Here is a 19,846-nt window from a genome sequence, read left to right on the forward strand (position 1 = left end):
TGGGACATCCACCTCATGCACGGCGCCGGGCGGCGCCGGACAGTGAACCCATCTTCACTGCGCCATCGCTGGAGCCCACCATGGCCTTCTTCGCCCTGCTCTACGGACTGGCCGCCTACGCGGTCTTCCTTGCCACCTTCCTCTACGCCATCGGCTTCGTCGGCAACCTGTGGGTGCCGAAGGCCATCGATCTCGGCATGCCTGCCGGCGCCGCCGATTCGCCGCTGGCCGAGGCGTTGCTGGTCAACGTGCTGCTGCTCGGCGTCTTCGCCGTGCAGCACAGCCTGATGGCGCGACCGGCCTTCAAGCGCTGGTGGACCCGCTTCGTGCCCAAGCCGATCGAGCGCAGCACCTACGTGCTGCTGGCCAGCCTGGCGCTGATCGCGCTGTTCGCCCACTGGCGGCCGATCGTCGCCGTGGTGTGGGACGTCTCCGGCGCTCCGCTGGCCGTCGTGCTGAACGTGATCCACTGGGCCGGCTGGGGCATGGTGCTGCTCAGCACCTTCCTGATCGACCACTTCGAGCTGTTCGGGCTGAAGCAGGTGCTGGCACGGCTGAGCGGGCGCGAGCTGCCGGCACCGGTGTTCCGCACGCCGCTGCTGTACCGCCGCGTGCGCCACCCGATCTACCTCGGCTTCCTGCTCGCCTTCTGGGCCGCGCCGACGATGACAGCAGGCCACCTGCTGTTCGCCGTGGCGACCACCGGCTACATCCTGATCGGCATCTGGTTCGAGGAGCGCGACCTGATCGCCCTGTTCGGCGAACGCTATCGCCGCTACCGCGAGGAGGTCGGGATGCTGTGGCCGCGCCTGGGCGGGCGCCCGGCCGCGAAGCAGCCCGACGCCGGCAGCACCGGCCATGCCGCTCACCACTGAGCCCGGCTCGATGGATCAGGCCTGCCAGACGGCGTAGCCCGCCTCGCGCAGGCCGATCGCCAGCTCGACTTCCATCTCGCGTGCCGCCTCGTAGGGCATCGGGTTGTAGACGGCGTACAGCGCCGGCAGCAGGCGCACGCCGTACTCGAACACGAAGCGGTTGGCCTGGATGCCGGCCTTGTGCCGGTCGAAGCGCAGGTCGGGGTCGAGCCCGGTCATGCCGACGTAGAGGCAGCGCTTGGTGATGTCGTGCTCGGGGTTGGCGCGGCGGAAGCTCGGTTCGTTCCACACGCGTGCATCGAGCTCGACCACGTAGACATGGTGGCGATGGCGCGCCGGCCGGGCGGGTCTCTTCGATGCCATGCGAAGCGGGGGAGGCGAGGGGCCTATGCTATGCGCCATGACGCCCCGCGGTGATGCCCTGCGCCAACTCCTTTGCGAACGCCTGCGCGGCATCCCGGTGCGCTCGCTCGAGGCCGATGGAAAGCGCCACGCGGCCGTGGCGGTGCCGGTGGTCGAGGCCGGCCACGGCGCCGATCTGCCCGTCCTGCCGGTGCATGCGGACTGGAGCGATGCGCCGGCGCTGCTGCTGACCCGCCGGGCCGAGAGCCTGCGCAGCCACGCTGGCCAGTGGGCGCTGCCCGGCGGGCGCATCGACGCGGGTGAGACGCCGGAACAGGCGGCCTTGCGCGAACTGCATGAAGAGGTCGGCCTCGCGGTCGATGCATCGGCCGTGCTCGGCCGCCTCGACGACTACGCCACCCGCTCCGGCTACCTGATCACGCCGGTGGTGGTGTGGGCCGGCGCGGCGCACGACGTGGTGCCGAACGCCGGCGAGGTGGCCTCCATCCACCGCATCCCGGTGCAGGAACTGCTGCGCAACGATGCGCCGCTGCTGAACCATGTTGCGGGCGCCGAGCACCCGGTGCTGCGCATGCCGGTCGGCGCGAGCTGGATCGCCGCGCCGACGGCGATCTTCCTCTACCAGTTCCGCGAGTGGGGGCTGCGCGGCCGGGCCACACGCGCCGCCCACTTCGACCAGCCGGTGTTCGCCTGGCAATGAGCAGCCTGCCGCCTGCCCCGCTGCGCCCGCTGTGGCAGCGCGCCGCCTGGACCGGCGCCGGCCTGCTCGCGGTGGCACTGGGCATCGCCGGCATCTTCCTGCCGCTGCTGCCGACCACGCCCTTCGTGCTGCTGGCCGCGTTCTGCTTCTCGCGCGGCAGCCGGCGCTTCGAGGCCTGGCTGCTCGCCCACCCGCGCTTCGGCCCGATGGTGGCCGACTGGCGTGCCCGCCGCGCGGTGCCGCGCCGCGCCAAGCAGTTCGCCTGGGCGATGATGACGCTGGGCTGCGCCTGGGCCTGGTGGGCGATGCCCGAGCCGTGGCGCTGGCTGCCGGCGCTGGTCTGCCTCGCCGTCGCCGCCTGGCTGTGGCAGCTTCCGGATGCCGATCCCAGATGAGTTCTTCGCACGCACACCACGATCACCCTGACCACGAGGGTCACGAGCATCATGGGCACGACCATGCCCACGGCCACCACGGGCATGCCCACGCGCCGGCGAACTTCGACCGCGCCTTCGCGATCGGCATCGCCCTGAACGCCGCCTTCGTGGCGATCGAGGCCTTCTACGGCTGGAAGGTGAACTCGCTGGCGCTGCTCGCCGATGCCGGCCACAACCTCAGCGACGTCGCCGGCCTGGTGCTGGCCTGGGCCGGGGCGGCCGCCGGCCGGCTGCGGCCCGATGCGCGCCACACCTACGGCTTCAAGCGCGCCAGCATCCTCGCGGCGTTCGCCAATGCGTTGCTGCTGCTGGTCGCGATGGGCTCGCTGGCCTGGGAGGCGATCGATCGGCTGCAGTCACCGCAGCCGACCCAGGGCCTGACGATCATCGTCGTCGCGGCGATCGGCATCGTGGTCAACAGCGTCACCGCGCTGCTGTTCATGCGCGGCGGCAGCGACCTCAACCTGCGCGGGGCCTTCCTGCACATGGCCGCCGATGCACTGGTCTCCGCCGGCGTGGTGGTCGCCGGCGTGCTGACCCTGACCTGGGGCTGGAGCTGGACCGACCCGGTGGCCAGCCTGCTGATCGCCGTGGTCATCGTGATCGGCACCTGGGGGCTGTTGCGGCAGTCGCTGCACCTGATGGTCGACGGCGTGCCGTCACACGTGAAGCTGGTCGAGGTGCGCGAGTGCCTGCAGGCCCTGCCCGGTGTGGCCCAGGTGCACGACCTGCACGTCTGGGCGATGGGCACCTCGGAGGTGGCGCTCACTGCGCACTTGGTGATGCCGGACGGGCCGGCCGACGACGGTTTCCTCGCCGCAGCGACCGAGCGCCTGCGCGAGCGCTTCGGCATCGCCCACGTCACGCTGCAGAGTTCTCGCAAGCCCCTGATGGCCGCCTGCGGCGGCTGAGCAACGCCCGGGGCATCGGCCCCGCTTCAGGGGATGGGCGACGGCGTAACCTGTGGTTACTGTGACGGCACTGCTTCACGGAGGATGACCATGTCGAATCGCGCCACCGACCTGCTGCACGCCTCCGTCGTGATCTCGGAGTTGCCGGCGCTGCGTCGCATGCCGGCGCCGACGCCGCTGCCGACGCTGCGCCAGCCCGGCTGGATCGAGCAGCTCGGCGCCTGGTTCGCCGCGCGCCGCGACGCGCCGCACAGGCCGCGGCGCAGCGCGCAGGTTCTGATGCTGCGCGCCTGAGCGCGGCTACGACGGCAGGAAGTCGAGCGGGTAGGTCACCGACATCGGGTTGACGTCCTTCGCGCCGAAGTCGAAGCCGCGGATGCGCGCCAGCAGCTTGGCCTCGAGCTCGGCCGCCTTCAGCTCGCTCGACTCGATGCGGATATCGGTCACCTGACCCGACGGCGCGATCGTCAGCTTCAGCACCACCTTGCCCTGCAGTGACGGGTCGTCGCGCAGCGCTCGGTTGTAGATGGCATAGATCGCACCCTTGTTGCGGTCGAACACGAGGCGCACGTCTTCCAGCGAACGCGAGGCCTTGCCGCCGCCGCCCTTGGCGAGCGAGCCACCGGAGCCGCCACCGCCCACGCCGGTGCCTGTGCCGCCCTTGCCGGAGCTGCCGCCACCGCCCGGGCCGCCGCCACCGCCACCACCGGCCACGCCTTCGACCAGCGTGGTCGCGCGGCCGGCCAGGCCGCCGCCGCCGGTGTCGCGGCTGTAGGCCGCGGTGTTGATGCCACCCGAACCGCCCTTGGCGTTGGAGGTGATCAGGTTGCGGTCGGGCAGACCGGCATCCTTGCCGGCACCGACGCCGACACCCACCCCTGACCCCACGCCGGGGCCGGCCTTGATGTTCTGGTTGAGCTGCACCGCCACCGGGGCGCCACGCAGCTCGGCCAGTTCGTTCTGCATCGCCAGCAGGCCGACACCGGCGGCCTTGCGGCGTGCGCCCTCGATCTCGCCCGGCGGCTTGCCCGGAATCGGCTTGCGCGCCTCGGGGGCCACCGCCTTGGGCAGCGGCTTGGCGTCGGGCAGCGGCTTGGCGACCTCGGGCTTGGCGTCGGCCTTGGCCTGCTGTTCCGCCTTGGCCTGTTCGGTCTTGGCCACCGGCTTCGGCGGTGGCGGGGGTTCACGCTGCTCGAGCACCAGCTTGGCCAGGCGCGGCGGCAGTTCCACCGGCGCGGCGCGGTCTTCCTGCGGCCGCGGCATCAGCAGCAGCACGATGCAGACGATCGCGCTGATCGCCAGCACGGTGCGCAGGATGCGCTTGAAGCGCGCCTCGTCCTCGGGCGAGATCGCCCAGGGCAGCACCGAGATGCGGAAGGAGATGGCCGCCGCGCTCATTGGACTGCCCTCCGCGCGAAGCGCTCCGGGATTCGCACTTGGGAACGGCCCGGCGCGCTCATGCTTTCCCCGCCTTTTGCGAGACCGCGAAGGACACGTCGCTGAAGTTCGCGCGCGCCGCGGTGTACATGACCTTGCGCAGCAGGCTGTACGGGATGCCCTTGTCACCCATGATCGTGACCGCCTGGTTCGGCGCCTCGCCCTCCTTGCGCAGCAGCGTGCGGCCGGCCTGCAGTTCGAGTTCGGCCTTCAGCGGCGCGATCAGGTCACCCTGCATGGCCATCGCCTCGGCCACCGTCGCCACCTTGCGGCCGGCGACGAGGATGTCGGTGGCGCTGACCGTCACGACGAGCATCTCCTTCGGCATCTTCTCCGCGGTCGACTGCGGCAGCTTGACCGCCTGCGCGGTCGAGAGCACCTCGACGCCGGTGCTCGACATCAGGAAGAAGATCAGGATGGTGAAGATGTCGATCAGCGCGACCAGGTTCATGTCCAGGTCGGAGTGGTTGCGCGCCTTGCGTGCGGCGCGCCTCTGGATCGGGGTCAGTTTCATGCAGACCGCCTATTTCTTGGGGACGCTGATGGGCGCGTCGCCGATCGAGATGTCGGGGAACAGCTCGGCCTGCACCGTCTTCGTCGACACCACCGGATCGGGCACCGTGTGTTCGCGCACCGAATCCATCACCTGCACCAGCACGTCGTAGGAGGTGTCGGGCTGGGCGAGCACGGTGGCCGCCTTCGTCTCGGGGAACTTGACCTTGACCTGCTGCATCAGCGTGGACAGCGCCGCCAGGTCGTAGCCCTCGGGTGTGCTCGGAATGCGCTGGATCAGCCCGCCGATGCGGTCGCCGACATCCAGCGCATCGGGCCGGATCACGATCTCGAGCTTGAGGTCGTCGACCTTGAGCTGCTCGACGCCGGCGTTCTGCGCCGGCAGCGACAGCTCGATGACCGACAGGCGTGTGAACACCGCCGTCGACAGCAGGAACGGCACCAGCACCACGATGACGTTGATGAACGCGGTGACCTCGAGGCTCGCCGCGTGCTTGCGCAGGCGTCGGACACGCATGGTGGCTTACCTCGCGGCCGGGTTGGTTTCGGACTTCAGGCGCTGCACCAGGTTCAGGAAGCTGATCTTGGCGGCTTCGAGGCCGTCGACGATCTCGCTGGTGCGCGCCTGCAGGAAGGCGTGGATGAGCAGGAACGGGATCGCCACCGACAGCGCGAACGCGGTGTTGTTCATCGCGATCGAGATCGAGGCCGACAGCAGTTCCGCCTTCTCGGCCGGGTTGACCGCCGCCACCGCGGTGAAGCCCTTGATCAGGCCGATGATGGTGCCCAGCAGGCCGACCAGCGTGATGACGTTGGCCAGCGTGGCGATGTAGTGGGTGCGCTTCTCCAGGCGCGGCACGATTTCCATCATGCCTTCCTCCATCGCGTTGTCGATGTCCTCGCGGCGCGCCGGGCTCTGCATGCGCTCCAGGCCGTTGGCGACGATCTTGCCGATCGCGGCATCCGAGCCCGAGGCGACGCTGTGCACCTCCTTGAACTTGCCGCTCTGCAGCAGCGGTAGCACCTTCGCCCACAGCTTGCGGTTCTCGGCGCGGGCCTTGTTGAGGAAGACCCAGCGCTCGATGGCGATGGCCAGGCCGACCGCCATGATGGCGATGCTGAAGTAGATGGCGACGCCGCTGTCCTGGAAGAACTTGACGGCAAAGTCGATGATGCTCATGAGGGTGCTCCTGTGACGGCTGTCTGTCTGTAGGTTTGTATTCGGGAACGGATGCTCAGGGGCGCGTGGGCGCCGCGGCGGGGGTGGCGCCGGCCTTCGGCGCCTGCAACTGCGCGTCGTACTGCACCTGGCGGCGGAACACATCGCGGTCGACCGGCGCGAGCGCCTCGTCGAGCACGCCGCCGCCGGGCCGGCCAGCCAGGTCGCCGGGCAGCGGCTTCTTCCACGGCACGATGTACAGCACCTTGGGCAGCTCGCGGTTGCCGATGATCTGCGTGCGGTCGATGTCGGCGCGGTCCTGCGTCGGGGCCGGCGCCGCTGCCTGCGCGGGGGGCGGCTTCGGTGCCGGCGCTTGTTTCGGTGCCTGTGCCTGCACGGCGCCGGCGACGACGCCGAGGGCGAGCATCAGCAGGTTTGTCCTGGTCATGACTGCTCCTTCTTCGCCGGTGCATTGTTCTGCGCCGGCTTGCGGTTCTTCAGGTCGACCATCCACTTGGCGACCGTGGCGTCCTGGCCGCCGGAGAGGGCCGCGTAGCGCTCGTAGGCCTCCAGCGCCTTCGCGCTGTCGCGCAGGTAGAGGTCGAACAGGATGCCGAGGTTGAGCTGCGCCGCGGCGTACTTCGGATCGATCTCGAGCGCACGCTCGTAGGCCGTGCGCGCCTTGGCGAAGTCGCCGAGGTGGCGGTAGCTGATGCCGATCTGGTTGAAGTAGACCGGCTGTTCGGGGCTGGCCTTGGTGGCGCGCTCCAGCGCCGCGACCGATTCGGCGAACTTGCCAGCCTGGCGGTAGATCACGCCGAGGTTGGCATGCGGCCCGCCGAGTTCGGGGTTCGACTGCGCGAGCGCTTTGAAGCCGCGCTCGGCGTCCTCGTTGCGGCCTGCGCGCAGGGCGCGCAGGGCTTCGTCGAACGCACGCTGGGCGGCAGGCGGCACCGGCACTTCGGTTCGCGCCGGAGCGGCGGGCACGGCCGCGGGTGCCGCCGCGGTCGCGGCCGGTGCCGAGGCGGCGGGAGCCGGGGTCAGCGCCTTGGCCACCGGCGCCACCACCGACTCCTGGATCTTCCTGCCGGCGTCGGACAGCGTCGAGCAGCCCGCCAGCAGCGCCAGCGCCGCGGCGAGGGCCGTGCGGCTCAGTGCGTCAGCGGATCGCATCGACCACTCCTTCCGCCCGCTCGACCTTGCCGTAGCGCACCGGACGCAACCTGGCCAATGCGTTGAAGCTCTCCTTCACCCACTTGTCGTAGACGCCCTGGGACGCACGCTTCGTGTTGACCTCGTGCAGCTCGATCGCCTTTTCCTCGAACGGGAAGGCCTGTTCCTCGAGCAGCACGTCGTACTGCTCGCGCTCGGCTTTCGACAGCTTCTTCGGCCGCTCGGACTTGATCATCGCCTGGCCGAACTCCTGGTACAGCGAGGCGGTGTGAAAGGTCGCCGCCGTGGTCACGTCGGCGACGCCGTAGTCGGCTGCGACGGCGTAGGCCTTCAGCGCGGTTTCCATCTTCGCCTTCTTCAGCTTCAGGTTGCGGGCCAGCGGCTCGACCAGCGCCACCTTGCGGTACTCGGCCACGGCCGGCTCGGCCATCACCAGCGCGGCGTTGGCTCCGAGGTAGCGGGTGCGATCGGTGCGTGCGCTGCCGCCAGCCAGGTCGCCCTGGTAGATCTCCTTCATCAGCACCGCCTCACGCTTGGCGTCGCCGTCGGCCTTGGCAATGCGCGCCATGCGCCAGCGTGCCTCGAGGCCGCGCTCCAGCGGCAGTGGGTACTGCTTCAGGTAGCGCTCGTAGATCTTCGCGGCGGTGGCGCGCGGTGCGGACTTCGCATCGGCCGCCTTCTCGTGCAGCTCGGCGGCCTGCCACAGCGCCTCGCGCGCGACCTGCGGGTCCTTCGACGTCATGGCGACCCGCTCGAACTCACCGGCGGCCTGCGTCCACTGCTGGCGCTCCAGGTAGGCCAGCGCCAGCTTGGCGCCGACGTCGGCCTGCAGCGGGTGGTTCGGATAGCGGCGTCGGAAGTCTTCCAGCGAACGCGCCGCGCCGTCGTAGTCCTTCATCACGATCATCGAGGCCGCGGCGTCGTACTGCGCGGTGGCTCGGATCGTCGAGGTCGGCGCGACGGCGGCGACGCGGTCGAAGTGGCCGACCGCGGCCTTCGGATCGCCGGCCGCACGCGCCTGTTCGCCCTGCTTGTAGACCGAGGCGGCGAGGCGCTCGGTCAGGTCGGCGCGCGTGGCGTCCTTCTCGGGCGTCAGCGCCAGCACCTCGGCGTAGGCCTTCTCCGACTGGTCGAAGCGGCCCTTCTCGAACGCGCTGTGCGCGACCACCGTCCAGGCGACGCGGCGCTGTGCCGCGGCGGCCGGCGGGTCGAGCTTGAGCACCTGCTGGGCCACGGCTTCGGCGCGTTCGGGGTCGCGCAGCGCGAACAGCTTCTCCGACGCGTTGGTCAGCACGGTGCCGGTGCGGCTGTCCTTCGGGAAGGCCTGCGCGAAGCGCAGCGCGCTGTCGACGCTCTGGCGTTGCAGCGCCGCCAGCGGCTCACCCTGCGCGGTCTTCTCCTGGCCCGCGTAGCTCAGCAGCGCTGCGTAGCCGGCGTCGGCCGCCTTGGCATGGTTCGGGTACTCGTACGCGACCTTCTCGTACTCGACGGCGGCTTCCGCCAGCCGCTTGTCCTCGTAGAGCAGTTCGGCGAGCAGGAAGTTGTTCTGCGCCGTCTCGGGGTCGTTCGGGTAGGCGGCGATGTAGGCGCGGTACCACTTGACCGCCTCCTGGTAGTCGGCGCTGGCCTTGCTCTTCTGCGCGCTGGCGTGATAGTGGCGCGCCAGCTCGGTCAGGTGCGTCTTGACCAGCGGCTGCGCCTTCTCCCAGCCGGCCGGGTTGGCGCGGCGGAACTCGCTGCCGACGCCGTAGCGCGACACGTAGTCCTTCTTCGCATCGAGTGCCAGCGCCGGGAAGCCGTTGCCCTGGTAGATCTCGATCACCCGCGCCTGCAGCTGCGGCGCCTGCGCGTGCAGCGGCTGGCGGCGTGCGAAGGCGCTGTAGGTGTCGGCCGCGTCCTTGACGCGCTCCTGCTTCAGGTACAGCTCGCCGAGCTGCTCGTAGACGCGGAACTCGTAGGAGCGACGCTTGTCGTCGGTGATGTAGGCCGGGATGCTCTCGGCGCCCTGAAGATTCGCCAAGCTGATGCTGGTGACGCGGAAGGTGTCTTCGACCAGCTCGCGGTCGGCGCGCGACAGGCCGGGCAGGCTGTCGATCGCACCGTCGCCGTCGATGCCGGCCGCCTTCAGGTCGAGCACGCCGAAGAAGGACTGCAGGGCTTCCTCGAGCCGGCCCTGCTTGAAGCGCGACCAGCCCTGCATGTACAGCGCGCGGTCGTTGAACTGGGTCGGCGCCGTGCTGGCAAGCACGGTGCTGTAGGCCTTCTCGGCGCGCGCGTAGTCGCGCAGCGAGAACAGCAGTTCGCCGCGGCGGAAGTTGGCCTCGTCGCGGTACAGCGTGTCGGGGTAGCTGGCGGCCAGGCGGTCCAGCGTCTTCAGCGAAATCTCGAGGTCGCCGGCCTGCTCCTGCGCGCGGGCCAGCTGGTAGAGCACGCGGTCGTTGCCCTTGTCGTCGGGGTAGGCCTTGAGGAACTCCTCGTAGCGCTTCACCGCGGCGCGGTAGTCGGGGCCGGTGGCCGGGCCCTGGCCGGCGGCCGAGCGCGAGTCGGCCAGGTCCATCTCCAGGTCACCGAGCCGGCGCATGGCCTCGCCGCGCTGCGCCGCCTTCGGCGCCACCTCGAGGAACTTGCGGTAGGCCGCGATCGTCTGCTCTTCGTTCGACTCGATGCGCTTGCCCAGCGGCACCTCGACCGTGCGGCCGGCCAGGCTGGCCAGCGTCGGCTCGTCGTCGCCGGGCAGCGTCTTCTTCTGGCTGGCACAGCCGGCCAGGCCGACCAGCATCAGCAGGACCAGCGGGCGCATTGCGAACTCACTTCGGCGCATCGCTGTCCTTCCGGGGCGACTCGGAGGCCGCGCGGTCGTACATCTGCGCCACGGCGAAGCGCGCCTGCTGCGAATAGACCGCCAGGCGTTCCTTCTGCCGGCCGAGTTCGGCCACGGCCAGCTCCTGCACTTCCTTCTGCTGGTCGCCCGACAGCGACGCCACCTGCGGCGTCAGCGCCTTGATGCGTGCGGCCAGCTCGGCGATGCGCTTGGCGAAGGCCTCGTGGCGCGCCGGTTCCTCGACCTGCGCCTTGGCCACGGCGGCTTCGCGTTCGCGCGCCTGGGCCAGTTCGGTGTCGATGGTCTTCAGGTCCTTCTGCGCTTCCCACGAGCGTGCCGGGTACTCCTGCGCGAGGCGCCAGGTCATCGCGCCGGAGACCAGCCGCGCACGCTGGCGCGCACGTTCGGCGTCGGCATCGCTGCCGAGCGACTTCAGGCCTTCCTGGACGACCTGGATGGTCTCCATCAACTCGCGGTCGCGCTCGTTGGCGAAGGCGGCGGCGTCCTGCTCGCGAACGGCGCGCTCGACTTCGCCGGTCACCTCGTCGCGGCGCTGCTGCAGCGCCGCGAGGTTGACCTGGCGGGCCTGCGCCTGCACCGCCGGCAACCGCTGCGCGTAGGCTTGGCGGCGGTTGTCGAGCATGTCGCCGAAGATGCCGAGCTTGTCTTCCCAATCCTTCAGGTTGGACGACAGGAAGCGCAGGTCGCGCCAGTTCTTGAAGGCTTCCTGGAACTCGTGGCCGGCCATCACCTGCGTCAGGTGGCTGGCATGCGGCATCTCGGGCAGCTCGGCGATGTTCCAGAACCAGCCCATCTCCTCGCCGGGGTTGCGCTCGATCAGCCCGTCGAGTAGCTTGCCGGCGCGGATCGCGACGACCGATTCGTCGAGTTTGCCGCCCTCGCTCTCGTAGGAGGCGATCGCGTTGTTGTACTGCTCGGTCGCCTCGCCGTAGGCGCCGAGCTCGGCATAGGCGTAGGGCACGGCGATGCGCGCCTCCAGCACGGCAGCGTCGCTGGCATCGCGGCCGGCGAGTTCCAGCCAGGGCACCAGCGCGAGCTTGTAGTCCTTCAGTTCGGCCGCCGCCCAGCCGAAGCCGAGCAGCGCCTTGTTCGACTGCATGGCGTTCAGGCGCACGCGCGACAGCGATTGCCTCGCCGCCTCCGGCTTGGCCGACTGCAGCGCGGTGAAGCCCAGCGCCAGGTTGGCCTTGTCGCGCAGGGCACGCATCTCCTCGTTGGCCGCGGGCGTGGTGCCCAGCGCATCGAGCAGCTTCGTGCCGCGCTCTTCCTCGCCGCTCTTGACCAGCGCGACGCCGAGGTTGAAGCGCGCGAACTGGCCGATCGGGCTGGTCTTGTCGACGCCATCGAGCAGCGCGGCGGCGCCGGCGTAGTCGCCGCGCGCCATCATCAGGTTGGACTGCAGCAGCAGCCGGTCCTCGTCGAGCGCGCCGGGCAGTTTGCCCTCGACGCGCGCCAGCGCCTCCTCGGCCTGCGCGAGGAAGCCGCGCTGGTAGCGGATCTTGGCCAGGTAGAACCAGGCGCGGTCGCGCACCGGCGGCGCGGTGGTGCCCTGGTTGATCAGCTTCGCGAAGATCTCGCCGGCCTCCTGGTGCAGTCCGTAGGACAGCAGCATGCCGCCGCGCAGCACCTCGGCCTCGTCGCGGTGGGCGACGACTCGATCGAAATGCTGCGAGGCCATCAGCGTGGTGATCGACGTGAAGTAGCGGTCCTGGAAGAAGTGGAACAGCGCGTCACCGTAGTAGGGCGCCTCGATGGCACGCGCGGTCTCGTTCGGCGGCACCGGCCAGGGCTTGGGCGGTGCAGCGACTGCCGCGGCGCAGGCGGCCGTCAACGCGGCGGCGGCCAGGCATCGCACCAGAGGCCGCGCCGGGCGCAGCGAAAGCTTCACGGGCATGGGCACGCCTACTGCCAGACCTTGACGTCGAACTCGGGCTGCAGCTTGCCGGCGGAGTCCTTGATCTGCAGCTCGATGTACTTCGGCTCGGTGCCCTTGTCGAACTTGATCGTCGCGCCGCGCTTGTAGTCGCGCTCGTGCGGGCCCTGGCCGGTGAAGAAGGCGACCAGCTCGTGCGTGCCGGCGCGCAGGTTGCCGAGGTAGACACGCTGCACGCCGCCACGGTGCAGCGCCTGCACCTCCAGCGGGGTGTAGAGGTAGTTGCTGACGATCTTGTCGTCGAGCTTGATCTGCACCGAGTCGAGCTGGAACAGCTTGCCGACGTCCATCGAGACGAACAGCGCCACCTGCGTGTTGGCCGGGAACAGCAGCTCCTCCTCCAGCACCAGCAGGTCGCGGTTGAGGCGGATCACGTCGCCCTTGACGGCCTGGATGCGCGCATCCAGCGTGCTCGGCGCCGGTGCGCTGGCGGGTGCGGCCACAGAGGCGGCCGCGGGTGCCGCAGCAGCGGCTGGGGGCGCAGAGGCCGCGGCAGCCGGAGCGGGCACGGCGGCGGTCTGGGCGAACGAATGCAGGGCTGCCAGCGCGAGCGCGAGGCCCGCGGCGAACGGCCGGAGATGGCGGTGGAAGAACGACATGGCGTCGGTGCTTTCGGGAATCAGAAGGTGGCCGTCGCGTACAGCTGCAGCAGGTTGGCGTTGAAGCGGTACGCCGAGCCGTCGCGGATGTCGGTGAAGTTCGAGTAGTTGAAGCGGATGCGCTCCACCGACCCGACGATCTTCAGCTCGTACTGGCCGGGCACGCGCCGCGCCGTGTAGCTCAGCTTGCCGCCCAGCCCGAAGCTGCGGAAGGCGCCGAGCTGGCGGTTGCGCGTCAGGTAGGTCGTCTCGCTGGTCGCGTTGTCGCTGTAGAACAGCGCCTCGCCCTGGGAGTACAGGCGCACGAAGCCGTCGGCCAGCCAGTCGGTGCCGACGTAGCGGCTGTAGCCGCCTTCCAGCGTGTGCGCCTTGATGTCCCAGGTGTCCCAGAAGTAGCGGTACTCGGCACGGGCGGCGTTGCGGTCGCCGAGGTCGGCGACGATGCGGAACTTCATCGCCCGGCTGGTGCGCGTGCGCGGCATGCGCTCGGGCACGGTGGCGCCGAACACGCGCGCGGCGCGGTAGGGGTTGCCGAGGTAGCCGCTGTCGGACACCACCTCGAGGTTGGCGCTGGCCAGCATGGTCGGCGTCAGCACCTGGGTCAGGCCGAGGCGGTATTGCCAGTGCTTGGCCTTGTCGGCGAAGCTCGGCTCGCCCCGCTTGCCGACCTTGTCGACACCGCGCGTGAAGCCCAGCGCCACGGTGGTCATGTTGCCGTAGACCTCCTGCGCGACGTCGATGCTGACGCTGTCGGCCTCGTAGTCGGGCTCCTTGCTGCGGTACACGCCCATCGACATCATCGAGTCGCGGTGCGCGTAGTCGACGTTGAAGTCGTAGGAGGTGCGTTTCTCCTTGAACGGGCTGGCGGTGGTGACGACGTCGATCGAGGCGTTGCTCACCGCGTCGACGTAGTACGAGCCGGACAGCGAGACCTTGTCGGCCAGGCTCTTGCGCACCAGCAGCGCCGGGCCGTCGGCGGTGACGCCGCCGCCCTTGTAGATGTGATACAGCGCCTCGGCGCGGTTCTCCGGCAGCTCGATGGCCTTCGCGCCGCCCATCGCCAGCAGGCTGCCCAGCAGCCCGGCGATGCGTTGCCAGAGGCGGTTGATACCGAGCCCGTCAATTGCAGCCACAGCCGCCCCCTTGTGCGCTGTTGGCGCCGCGCGAACCTTCGCGCACCACCAGCACGTGCTCGCGGTGGCGCGCCGCCAGCGGGTCGCCGCCCATGCGCATGATCGGGTCGGCCAGGCGCTCGCGCTCGTACGGCTTCACCCAGGGTTCGGGGAGCGAAGGCAGCGAGATCGACGAGCAGCCGGTCAGCGCGGCGCTGCAGGCCAGCAGGGCGGTGGCGGCGAAACGATGCATGTTCATGCCTTCAGCAGTTCGCGGACCTGCTGGTCGTAGGTCTGCTCGTAGCCCTCGCGGTAGCCGCGATGCAGGTGACGCAGCCGGCCGTCGCGGTCGATGATCAGCGTGGTCGGCATGGTGGAGAGGTCGTAGAGCTTGCTGACGCGCTTGTCGCCGTCGAGCAGCACCGGGAAGCTCACGCCCAGCTTGGTGGCGGTGGCCACCGCGTTGCGCGGGTCGTCGTCGATGTTGACGCCGAGCAGCTGGAAGCCCGAGGCGCGGTACTTCGTGTACAGGCGGTTCAGGTGCGGCATCTCGATCTTGCAGGGGCCGCACCAGGTGGCCCAGAAGTTGACCATCACCACCTGGCCGCGCTGCTCCTGCAGGCGCAGGTTGCCGCCGGCGGTGGTGCGCAGCGTGAAGTCGGGCGCGCTGCCGGCCGGCAGTGCGGCGCGCGCGCTGCCCAGCACGCAGGCGTTGCCGGCGGTGGTCAGCGCCGCGGCGATCAGGCGGCGGCGTTTCGGCGAGAAGTCGGAGGTCTGGCTCATCGGGGGCTCAGAAGTAGTAGGCGAAGCCGGTGGTCAGCTCGAGGTTCTGGGTGCTCTGGCGAACGCCCAGCAGGTCGTAGCTGAAGATGTGGTCGCGAACGTCCACGCGCACCGCCCAGCGGTCGCTGAACAGCACGCGGAAGCCGAAACCGACGTTGAAGGTCTGCTTGCGCTGGTTGGCGAACTTGGTGCTGCCGACGCCGCCGATCAGGTAGATCGACGAGGCCTTGGCGGTCTTGCTGCCGAGGAAGATCTCGCCCGGGAACAGGTTGTAGCCGGCCGAGACGTTGTAGTAGCTGAGCTTCTTGTCGGTGTCGGCCAGCGGGCCGGCGCCGGGGAAGATCTCGGTGAAGGTCTTGTCGCTGACCTTGGTCAGCGCGTACACGCCCTCGACGAAGAAGTCCTCGCTGAGGTGGTAGCCCAGGCGCAGCCCGGCCACGCCGCTGGCGCCGAAGCTCTGCGTCGCGTAGGTGCCGGCGAGCAGGCCGACCTCGAAGTCCTTCGACGGGAACTTCGGCAGGCGCACGTCGCGGCGCTGCACCTCGGGCACGATGACCTGCTCGTTGGCCGGCTGTTGAGTCGTCGCCGGTGCGGAGGTCTGGGCCAGCGCCGGCGAGGCGGCGAGCGCGGCAAGAAGGAGGGCGGGCAGTCGCATGGTGGTTGTTCTCGTTGCGAGGCTCAGAAGAAGAACGACAGGCCGCCGGTCAGGGCGCGGTACTCGCCGGAGCGGGTGTCGTTCAGGAACGCGGTGTAGATCGAATAGTCTGCGCGCAGCACGAAGCGTTCGGTAAGGTAATAGCGCACACCCACCGACGCATTGGCGAGCTTCGCGTCGGCCGGCGTGGCCGCCACCAGGCTCTGGTTCGGGATGTTCTTGAAGTTGCCGACGCCGGCAGCGAAGAACGGCGAGATGCGCTGGTCGGAGAAGGGCTCGAGCTGCAGGTTGACGTGCCAGAAGGTGGTGCCGGAGAAGATGCCCTGCACCTGGCCGAGCGTGGCCTCGATGCCGATCGACTCCGACAGCTTGTAGCCGGCCCAGAACTTGAGCATCGGCTCCTGCTTGAAGTGGCCCCAGGCGGCGCCGAACTCGGCGCGCCGCTGCAGGTAGTCGTCGAAGGCGATGTCGCGGAACGACTTGGCCACGCCGGCCTCGGTCAGCGTGGTCAGCAGCTGGCGGCGGTGCACCCAGCCTTCCTTGCCGTTGTCGGTGCGCACCTTGAACCAGTCGGTGTAGCGCAGGTTCAGCTCGATCCATTCGGCGCGCGCGGCGACGTGGTGGATCGGGTAGCCGCGGCCCGGCCCGGTGCGCATCTCGACGTACGGGTCGGTGATCTGCACGCGCTCGCTGCGCGGCGCGTCGTCGGCAGCGAGGGCCGGCATGGCCGCCGCCACGGCCAGTGCCAGCGTGCACAGGCTGCGAAGCATTCCCTGCGTGGCCGACCTCATTGGGTGAGGCAGGCGCCGGTCGCGCTGTCCAACATGCTGTTGCCCGCCTCGCTGAACTCGTCCTGGCCCTGCGGCATGGGCCGGCTGATCCAGAAGGCGATGCGCTTCGCGTTGTCGTCGTCGACGTTGGCGAAGATCTGCCCGCCGCCATGCAGCACCGTCAGCAGCGGCTTGGCCAGCAGGCGGCTTTCCGCCGGCGAGCCGATCACCGTCGCGCCCTGAGAGGAGTAGAAGTTCTTGTACATGTCGCTGGTGCGGGCCGCGTCGGTCGAGGTGGTCGACAGATCCACCTCGTCTGCGCTCTGAACCACGCGCAGCGCACCGCCGGTGCCGGTGCCGGTGTCATGGCAGCCGCCGCTGCCACAGGTGTTGGTCGAGATCACGCCGCCCTGGTTGACCGGCAGCGGCGTGTCGTAGATGACGTTGATGCACTTCTGGAAGTAGCGGAACGACAGCTTCTGGCCGCCCTCACCCGGCGGGTTCTGCACCGAGTCCGGGTTGGACAGCGGGTTGCCGCCGCCGCAGCTGGCCAGCAGTGCGGCGGCGAAGAGCGCGGCGAGACGCTTGGTCATTGCGTCGGGCAGCCGGTGGCGATCCAGTCGGCGATCGTCCGGTAGTTGGCGCTGTTGGTCGGCATCAGCGCGGTGGTCTGCGTCGCGCCGGACGGATGCGGCACCGTCGAGGGACGGCGCAGCAGCGCGTTGGACGGAGCGTTGCAGACGTCGGAGATCATCGTCAGCGTCACGTTGAAGTCGCCCTCGACGCTGCCGGCCAGCACGAAGCGGTTGTTGGCGAACGAGGTGGCGGTGGCCGCGCCCGAGTTGCCCTCCGGCTGGTGGCAGCTCGCGCACTCGGCCTGCAGGATCGGGTAGACCTGCGATTCGAACGTCGCTTCGCTGAGCGTGGTCAGGCGCACCGGGCTGCCGTTGGCGGCGAGGTTGTTGTAGTACAGGCCACCGAGGTCCATCCACTCGACGATCAGGCGCTTCTCCGCGGCGTTGAGCATGGCCGCGTGGTCCGGCGCCGTGTTCGGCGGGTTCGGGTGGGTGGTGCGCGCGTCGGCGCTGGACTTCAGCGTTTCGCCGAACATGATCTCGGTCAGGCGGCTGGCGCGCGCCATGCCGACCGCGTTGCCGGCCATGGTCTCGACCAGCGCGGCGCCGCGCACGATCTCCGGCTCGCCGTCACGCAGGCGCGTGACCGGCAGGCCGGTGGTCTCGTCGATCACCGGGTCGCCGAGCACCAGTTCCTCGTAGGAGGTCACCCGCCCGGTGCCGGCGATGGTGCCGCGCAGGTCGAGCGCAGCGGTGTCGGCGTGGCAGGCGGTGCAGGTGTTGGCGCCGCGATCGCGCGTCCAGATCGGCTGGATGTGGTCCGGGTAGTTGATGAAGCCGTTGGTCGGCACCGTGGTGGCGAGGTCGTCGGCCGGATTGGTGTTGCCGGTGTAGCGCACCGTGACCGGGGCGCGCGCGGTCACGCCGGTGCGGGTGGTGTCGGCCCACACGTCGGTGAACTCCATGTCGGCGCTCAGCGCGAATCGCGTGTTGTCCAGGCGGGTGCGCAGCGAGGCCATCGTTTCGCCGGACTGGTGCTGGCTGGCCAGCGCCGGGTTGAGCGCCGCCGGCAGCGTGTCGACCACCGTGCCGGAATTGATCGAGGCGCCACGGCGCGGGCTGTGGCAGCCCAGGCAGGTGCGGCGCTCGCCGGGGCGGACCTGGATCCAGTTCAGGTGCGTCTGGATGCCGCGGCCCTTGGAGTCGACCACCGTCAGCGCCAGCGGCGTGTCGGCCGGCACGCGCAGCTTGAAGGAGCCGTCCGGCTCGATCGGCGCGTAGCCGAGGATCTGCTGCGGCTCGAAGTCGGTCTCGCCGATCGCCTCGCGCATGCCGGTGCTGCCGGCGCTCGGTGCGACCACGCGGGTGGCGCGCACGAAGCGCATCGGCGAGCAGTGGTAGGCCGCGTCGGCCGGGTCCTTGATGCGGCGCAGGTCGGCGACCTGGGCGCGTGTGTCGGCGTCGCTCAGCGGCGCCGCCTTGGCGATGCCGACGCTGCAACCGTTGCCGGCCAGGTCGGCCGGGGCGATCATCGACTCGCCGTTGCGGTCCAGGCCGTCGGTGTCGTAGACGCTGCGCACCTCGATCTCGCCCAGGCCCTGGCCGGCCAGCGTGGTGTCGACGCTGGTCGGGTCGGTGGCGTTGGGCTCGTCGCGTTCCTCGATCGCGACCGGATCGCTGTACATGAAGCCGGCCGGCGGCGTGGCCACCGCCAGGAAGGTCTGCTTGGCCGGGTCGTACATGTAGATGCCGTAGGCGGCGGGTGCGTTGTCCTGCACCGGGGCGGCGGCGCGCTCGGCGCGCGACATCGTCTCGTCCTCGAGCATCTCGCGCTCTTCGGCGGTGAGGTTGGCGCAGGGGATCACCGTGCCGTTGCGCGTCACCTCGCAGGGGCGGTAGGCGAGCAGCACGCGGTCGGTGCCGTCCCACAGCGGGTAGGGTGTCGTGATGCGGCCATAGGGCGACAGGCCGCGGTTCTGGTTCAGCGGCTTGTCGGTCACCTCGGCCTGGCCGCCGGCAGCGGCCACCGTCTTGTTGACCGGCGTGTTGTGCTCCGAGTAGTTGGCCGCGTCGATGAACATCAGCGAGCCGCCTTCCTGGGTGCGCGACAGCGCCATCAGGTCGGAGGAAATGAACCCCTTGTACTGGCCCTTCGGGTCCATCTCGCGAGGGTGCAGGAAGCTGTTGCCGGGGCTCTGCGCGCCGTACATCACGAACATGTCGGTGCCGTCGGGCTTGACGCGGAACACCGCGAAGCGGTTGCGCGGGCCGACGTGTTCCCAGCGCGAGAACATGATCTCGCCGTTGGCGCGCACCGTCGGGTTGCGGTCGTGGCTGGCGTTGACCGAGATCTGCGTGATCGCGCCGCCGTCGGCGTCCATCGTGTGCAGCTGCAGGACGCGCTCGCGCTCGTACTCGTCGAGCGCGAAGAAGTCGCGGCCGCCGGCCGAAGTCTTGGTCTTGGCCTGGCGGTTGGACGAGAACACGAAGCCGCGGCCGCCAGGCAGGTAGGCCGGGTCGACGTCGTCGTCGGTGGTCGAGGCGGTGATGCGGCGGAACGTGCCGCCGGTCAAGCCGCCGGTCGTCATGTCGTATTCCCAGATGTTCCAGCGCCCGGTACAGGCCGGAACGCCGTCGATCTCGGCGGTGTTCGCGGTCGGGCAGCGCATCGCGAAGACGAGCTTCTTGCCGTCGTACGACACCTCGGGGTCGGAGGCGTCGCCCACGCCCTGCGTGAAGCGTGCGGTGATGTTGTGCTCTTCGGCGCTGGCGCTGGAGCGTTCGCGGATCATCAGGTCGCCGCCCGGTGCGCTGGGTGACCCGTTGGTCGGGTTCAGCGTCAGCGCGGTCGAGCGCTTGACGTACGCGATCGGCACTTCGCCGGACACCGTGACGGTGCCGTCGCTGCCGCCGCCGGAACAGGCCGCGGTGATCGCCGCCGCCAGTGCGGCCAGGCCGGTAGCCGCCATGCGGCCGTGGGGATATGACAGTTTCTTCATCTTCGCCTCC

Annotated in this window: 22 protein-coding genes; 5 read left to right on the forward strand and 17 right to left on the reverse strand. The window is 69.8% G+C overall.

The features are described 5' to 3' along the window. Window positions 1–80: 80 nt before the first annotated feature. Window positions 81–875 carry a methanethiol S-methyltransferase gene (gene mddA / locus AAG801_RS10565; protein WP_341888336.1) on the forward strand — a complete coding sequence of 265 codons (795 nt, stop codon included), beginning with the start codon at window positions 81–83 and terminating at the stop codon, window positions 873–875. 15 nt (window positions 876–890) lie between these two features. On the opposite strand, the gene AAG801_RS10570 is transcribed toward mddA, so the two are convergent. Beyond that, a complete protein-coding gene (locus tag AAG801_RS10570; protein ID WP_341888337.1) occupies window positions 891–1,238 on the reverse strand; it encodes a hypothetical protein in 348 nt (115 codons plus the stop codon). Window positions 1,239–1,275: 37 nt separating this feature from the next. Here AAG801_RS10570 and AAG801_RS10575 point away from each other — a divergent pair, with 37 nt between their 5' ends. The 4 genes from AAG801_RS10575 to AAG801_RS10590 all read left to right on the forward strand — a co-directional run bounded on the left by AAG801_RS10575 (window position 1,276) and on the right by AAG801_RS10590 (window position 3,580). Further along, entirely contained in the window at window positions 1,276–1,938 is a 663-nt protein-coding gene (locus tag AAG801_RS10575) for a CoA pyrophosphatase (protein WP_341888338.1), read from the forward strand. After that, window positions 1,935–2,333, forward strand: coding sequence for a YbaN family protein (locus AAG801_RS10580; RefSeq protein WP_341888339.1), 399 nt, complete (start codon window positions 1,935–1,937; stop codon window positions 2,331–2,333). Before AAG801_RS10575 ends, AAG801_RS10580 begins: the two co-directional genes overlap by 4 nt. After that, on the forward strand, window positions 2,330–3,286 hold the full coding sequence (locus AAG801_RS10585) for a cation diffusion facilitator family transporter (RefSeq protein ID WP_341888340.1): 957 nt from the start codon (window positions 2,330–2,332) through the stop codon (window positions 3,284–3,286). Before AAG801_RS10580 ends, AAG801_RS10585 begins: the two co-directional genes overlap by 4 nt. Before the next feature lie 90 nt (window positions 3,287–3,376). Further along, window positions 3,377–3,580 carry a hypothetical protein gene (locus AAG801_RS10590; RefSeq protein WP_341888341.1) on the forward strand — a complete coding sequence of 68 codons (204 nt, stop codon included), beginning with the start codon at window positions 3,377–3,379 and terminating at the stop codon, window positions 3,578–3,580. A 6-nt stretch (window positions 3,581–3,586) separates the two neighbouring features. Here the strand turns inward: AAG801_RS10590 and AAG801_RS10595 are convergent, their stop codons facing one another. Genes AAG801_RS10595 through AAG801_RS10670 form a run of 16 tightly spaced genes read right to left on the reverse strand, consistent with a single transcriptional unit; the run spans window position 3,587 to window position 19,836 of the window. After that, the gene (locus AAG801_RS10595; RefSeq protein ID WP_341888342.1) at window positions 3,587–4,684 is read right to left on the reverse strand and encodes an AgmX/PglI C-terminal domain-containing protein; all 1,098 of its coding nucleotides are present in this window, start codon (window positions 4,682–4,684) and stop codon (window positions 3,587–3,589) included. A 58-nt stretch (window positions 4,685–4,742) separates the two neighbouring features. After that, window positions 4,743–5,237, reverse strand: coding sequence for a biopolymer transporter ExbD (locus AAG801_RS10600; protein ID WP_341888343.1), 495 nt, complete (start codon window positions 5,235–5,237; stop codon window positions 4,743–4,745). A gap of 9 nt (window positions 5,238–5,246) precedes the next feature. Next, on the reverse strand, window positions 5,247–5,753 hold the full coding sequence (locus AAG801_RS10605) for a biopolymer transporter ExbD (protein WP_341888344.1): 507 nt from the start codon (window positions 5,751–5,753) through the stop codon (window positions 5,247–5,249). 6 nt (window positions 5,754–5,759) lie between these two features. Continuing rightward, the gene (locus tag AAG801_RS10610; protein WP_341888345.1) at window positions 5,760–6,416 is read right to left on the reverse strand and encodes a MotA/TolQ/ExbB proton channel family protein; all 657 of its coding nucleotides are present in this window, start codon (window positions 6,414–6,416) and stop codon (window positions 5,760–5,762) included. Window positions 6,417–6,471: 55 nt separating this feature from the next. After that, entirely contained in the window at window positions 6,472–6,843 is a 372-nt protein-coding gene (locus tag AAG801_RS10615; protein ID WP_341888346.1) for a hypothetical protein, read from the reverse strand. Then, window positions 6,840–7,568, reverse strand: coding sequence for a tetratricopeptide repeat protein (locus AAG801_RS10620; RefSeq protein WP_341888347.1), 729 nt, complete (start codon window positions 7,566–7,568; stop codon window positions 6,840–6,842). Before AAG801_RS10620 ends, AAG801_RS10615 begins: the two co-directional genes overlap by 4 nt. Continuing rightward, window positions 7,555–10,368, reverse strand: a complete 2,814-nt coding sequence (locus tag AAG801_RS10625) for a tetratricopeptide repeat protein (RefSeq protein ID WP_341888348.1) — start codon at window positions 10,366–10,368, stop codon at window positions 7,555–7,557. Before AAG801_RS10625 ends, AAG801_RS10620 begins: the two co-directional genes overlap by 14 nt. A gap of 7 nt (window positions 10,369–10,375) precedes the next feature. After that, window positions 10,376–12,304 (reverse strand): hypothetical protein, encoded by a 1,929-nt coding sequence (locus AAG801_RS10630; protein ID WP_341888349.1) that lies wholly within the window; start codon window positions 12,302–12,304, stop codon window positions 10,376–10,378. An 8-nt stretch (window positions 12,305–12,312) separates the two neighbouring features. Continuing rightward, window positions 12,313–12,942 (reverse strand): AraC family transcriptional regulator, encoded by a 630-nt coding sequence (locus AAG801_RS10635; protein WP_341888350.1) that lies wholly within the window; start codon window positions 12,940–12,942, stop codon window positions 12,313–12,315. Window positions 12,943–12,962: 20 nt separating this feature from the next. Further along, window positions 12,963–14,075 (reverse strand): DUF3570 domain-containing protein, encoded by a 1,113-nt coding sequence (locus AAG801_RS10640; protein WP_341888351.1) that lies wholly within the window; start codon window positions 14,073–14,075, stop codon window positions 12,963–12,965. Continuing rightward, window positions 14,062–14,313, reverse strand: a complete 252-nt coding sequence (locus AAG801_RS10645; protein ID WP_341888352.1) for a DUF4266 domain-containing protein — start codon at window positions 14,311–14,313, stop codon at window positions 14,062–14,064. The genes AAG801_RS10640 and AAG801_RS10645 overlap by 14 nt, the downstream gene beginning before the upstream one ends. After that, a complete protein-coding gene (locus tag AAG801_RS10650) occupies window positions 14,310–14,837 on the reverse strand; it encodes a TlpA disulfide reductase family protein (protein WP_341888353.1) in 528 nt (175 codons plus the stop codon). Before AAG801_RS10650 ends, AAG801_RS10645 begins: the two co-directional genes overlap by 4 nt. 7 nt (window positions 14,838–14,844) lie before the next feature. Further along, on the reverse strand, window positions 14,845–15,492 hold the full coding sequence (locus AAG801_RS10655) for an outer membrane beta-barrel domain-containing protein (protein ID WP_341888354.1): 648 nt from the start codon (window positions 15,490–15,492) through the stop codon (window positions 14,845–14,847). Between the two features lie 23 nt (window positions 15,493–15,515). Then, a complete protein-coding gene (locus tag AAG801_RS10660) occupies window positions 15,516–16,262 on the reverse strand; it encodes an SH3 domain-containing protein (RefSeq protein ID WP_341888355.1) in 747 nt (248 codons plus the stop codon). Window positions 16,263–16,279: 17 nt separating this feature from the next. Continuing rightward, the gene (locus tag AAG801_RS10665) at window positions 16,280–16,855 is read right to left on the reverse strand and encodes a hypothetical protein (protein ID WP_341888356.1); all 576 of its coding nucleotides are present in this window, start codon (window positions 16,853–16,855) and stop codon (window positions 16,280–16,282) included. Continuing rightward, window positions 16,852–19,836: a hypothetical protein gene (locus AAG801_RS10670; protein ID WP_341888357.1), complete on the reverse strand. Its 2,985-nt coding sequence runs from the start codon at window positions 19,834–19,836 to the stop codon at window positions 16,852–16,854. Before AAG801_RS10670 ends, AAG801_RS10665 begins: the two co-directional genes overlap by 4 nt. Window positions 19,837–19,846: the final 10 nt, after the last annotated feature.

Source organism: Variovorax sp. YR752, assembly GCF_943372545.1.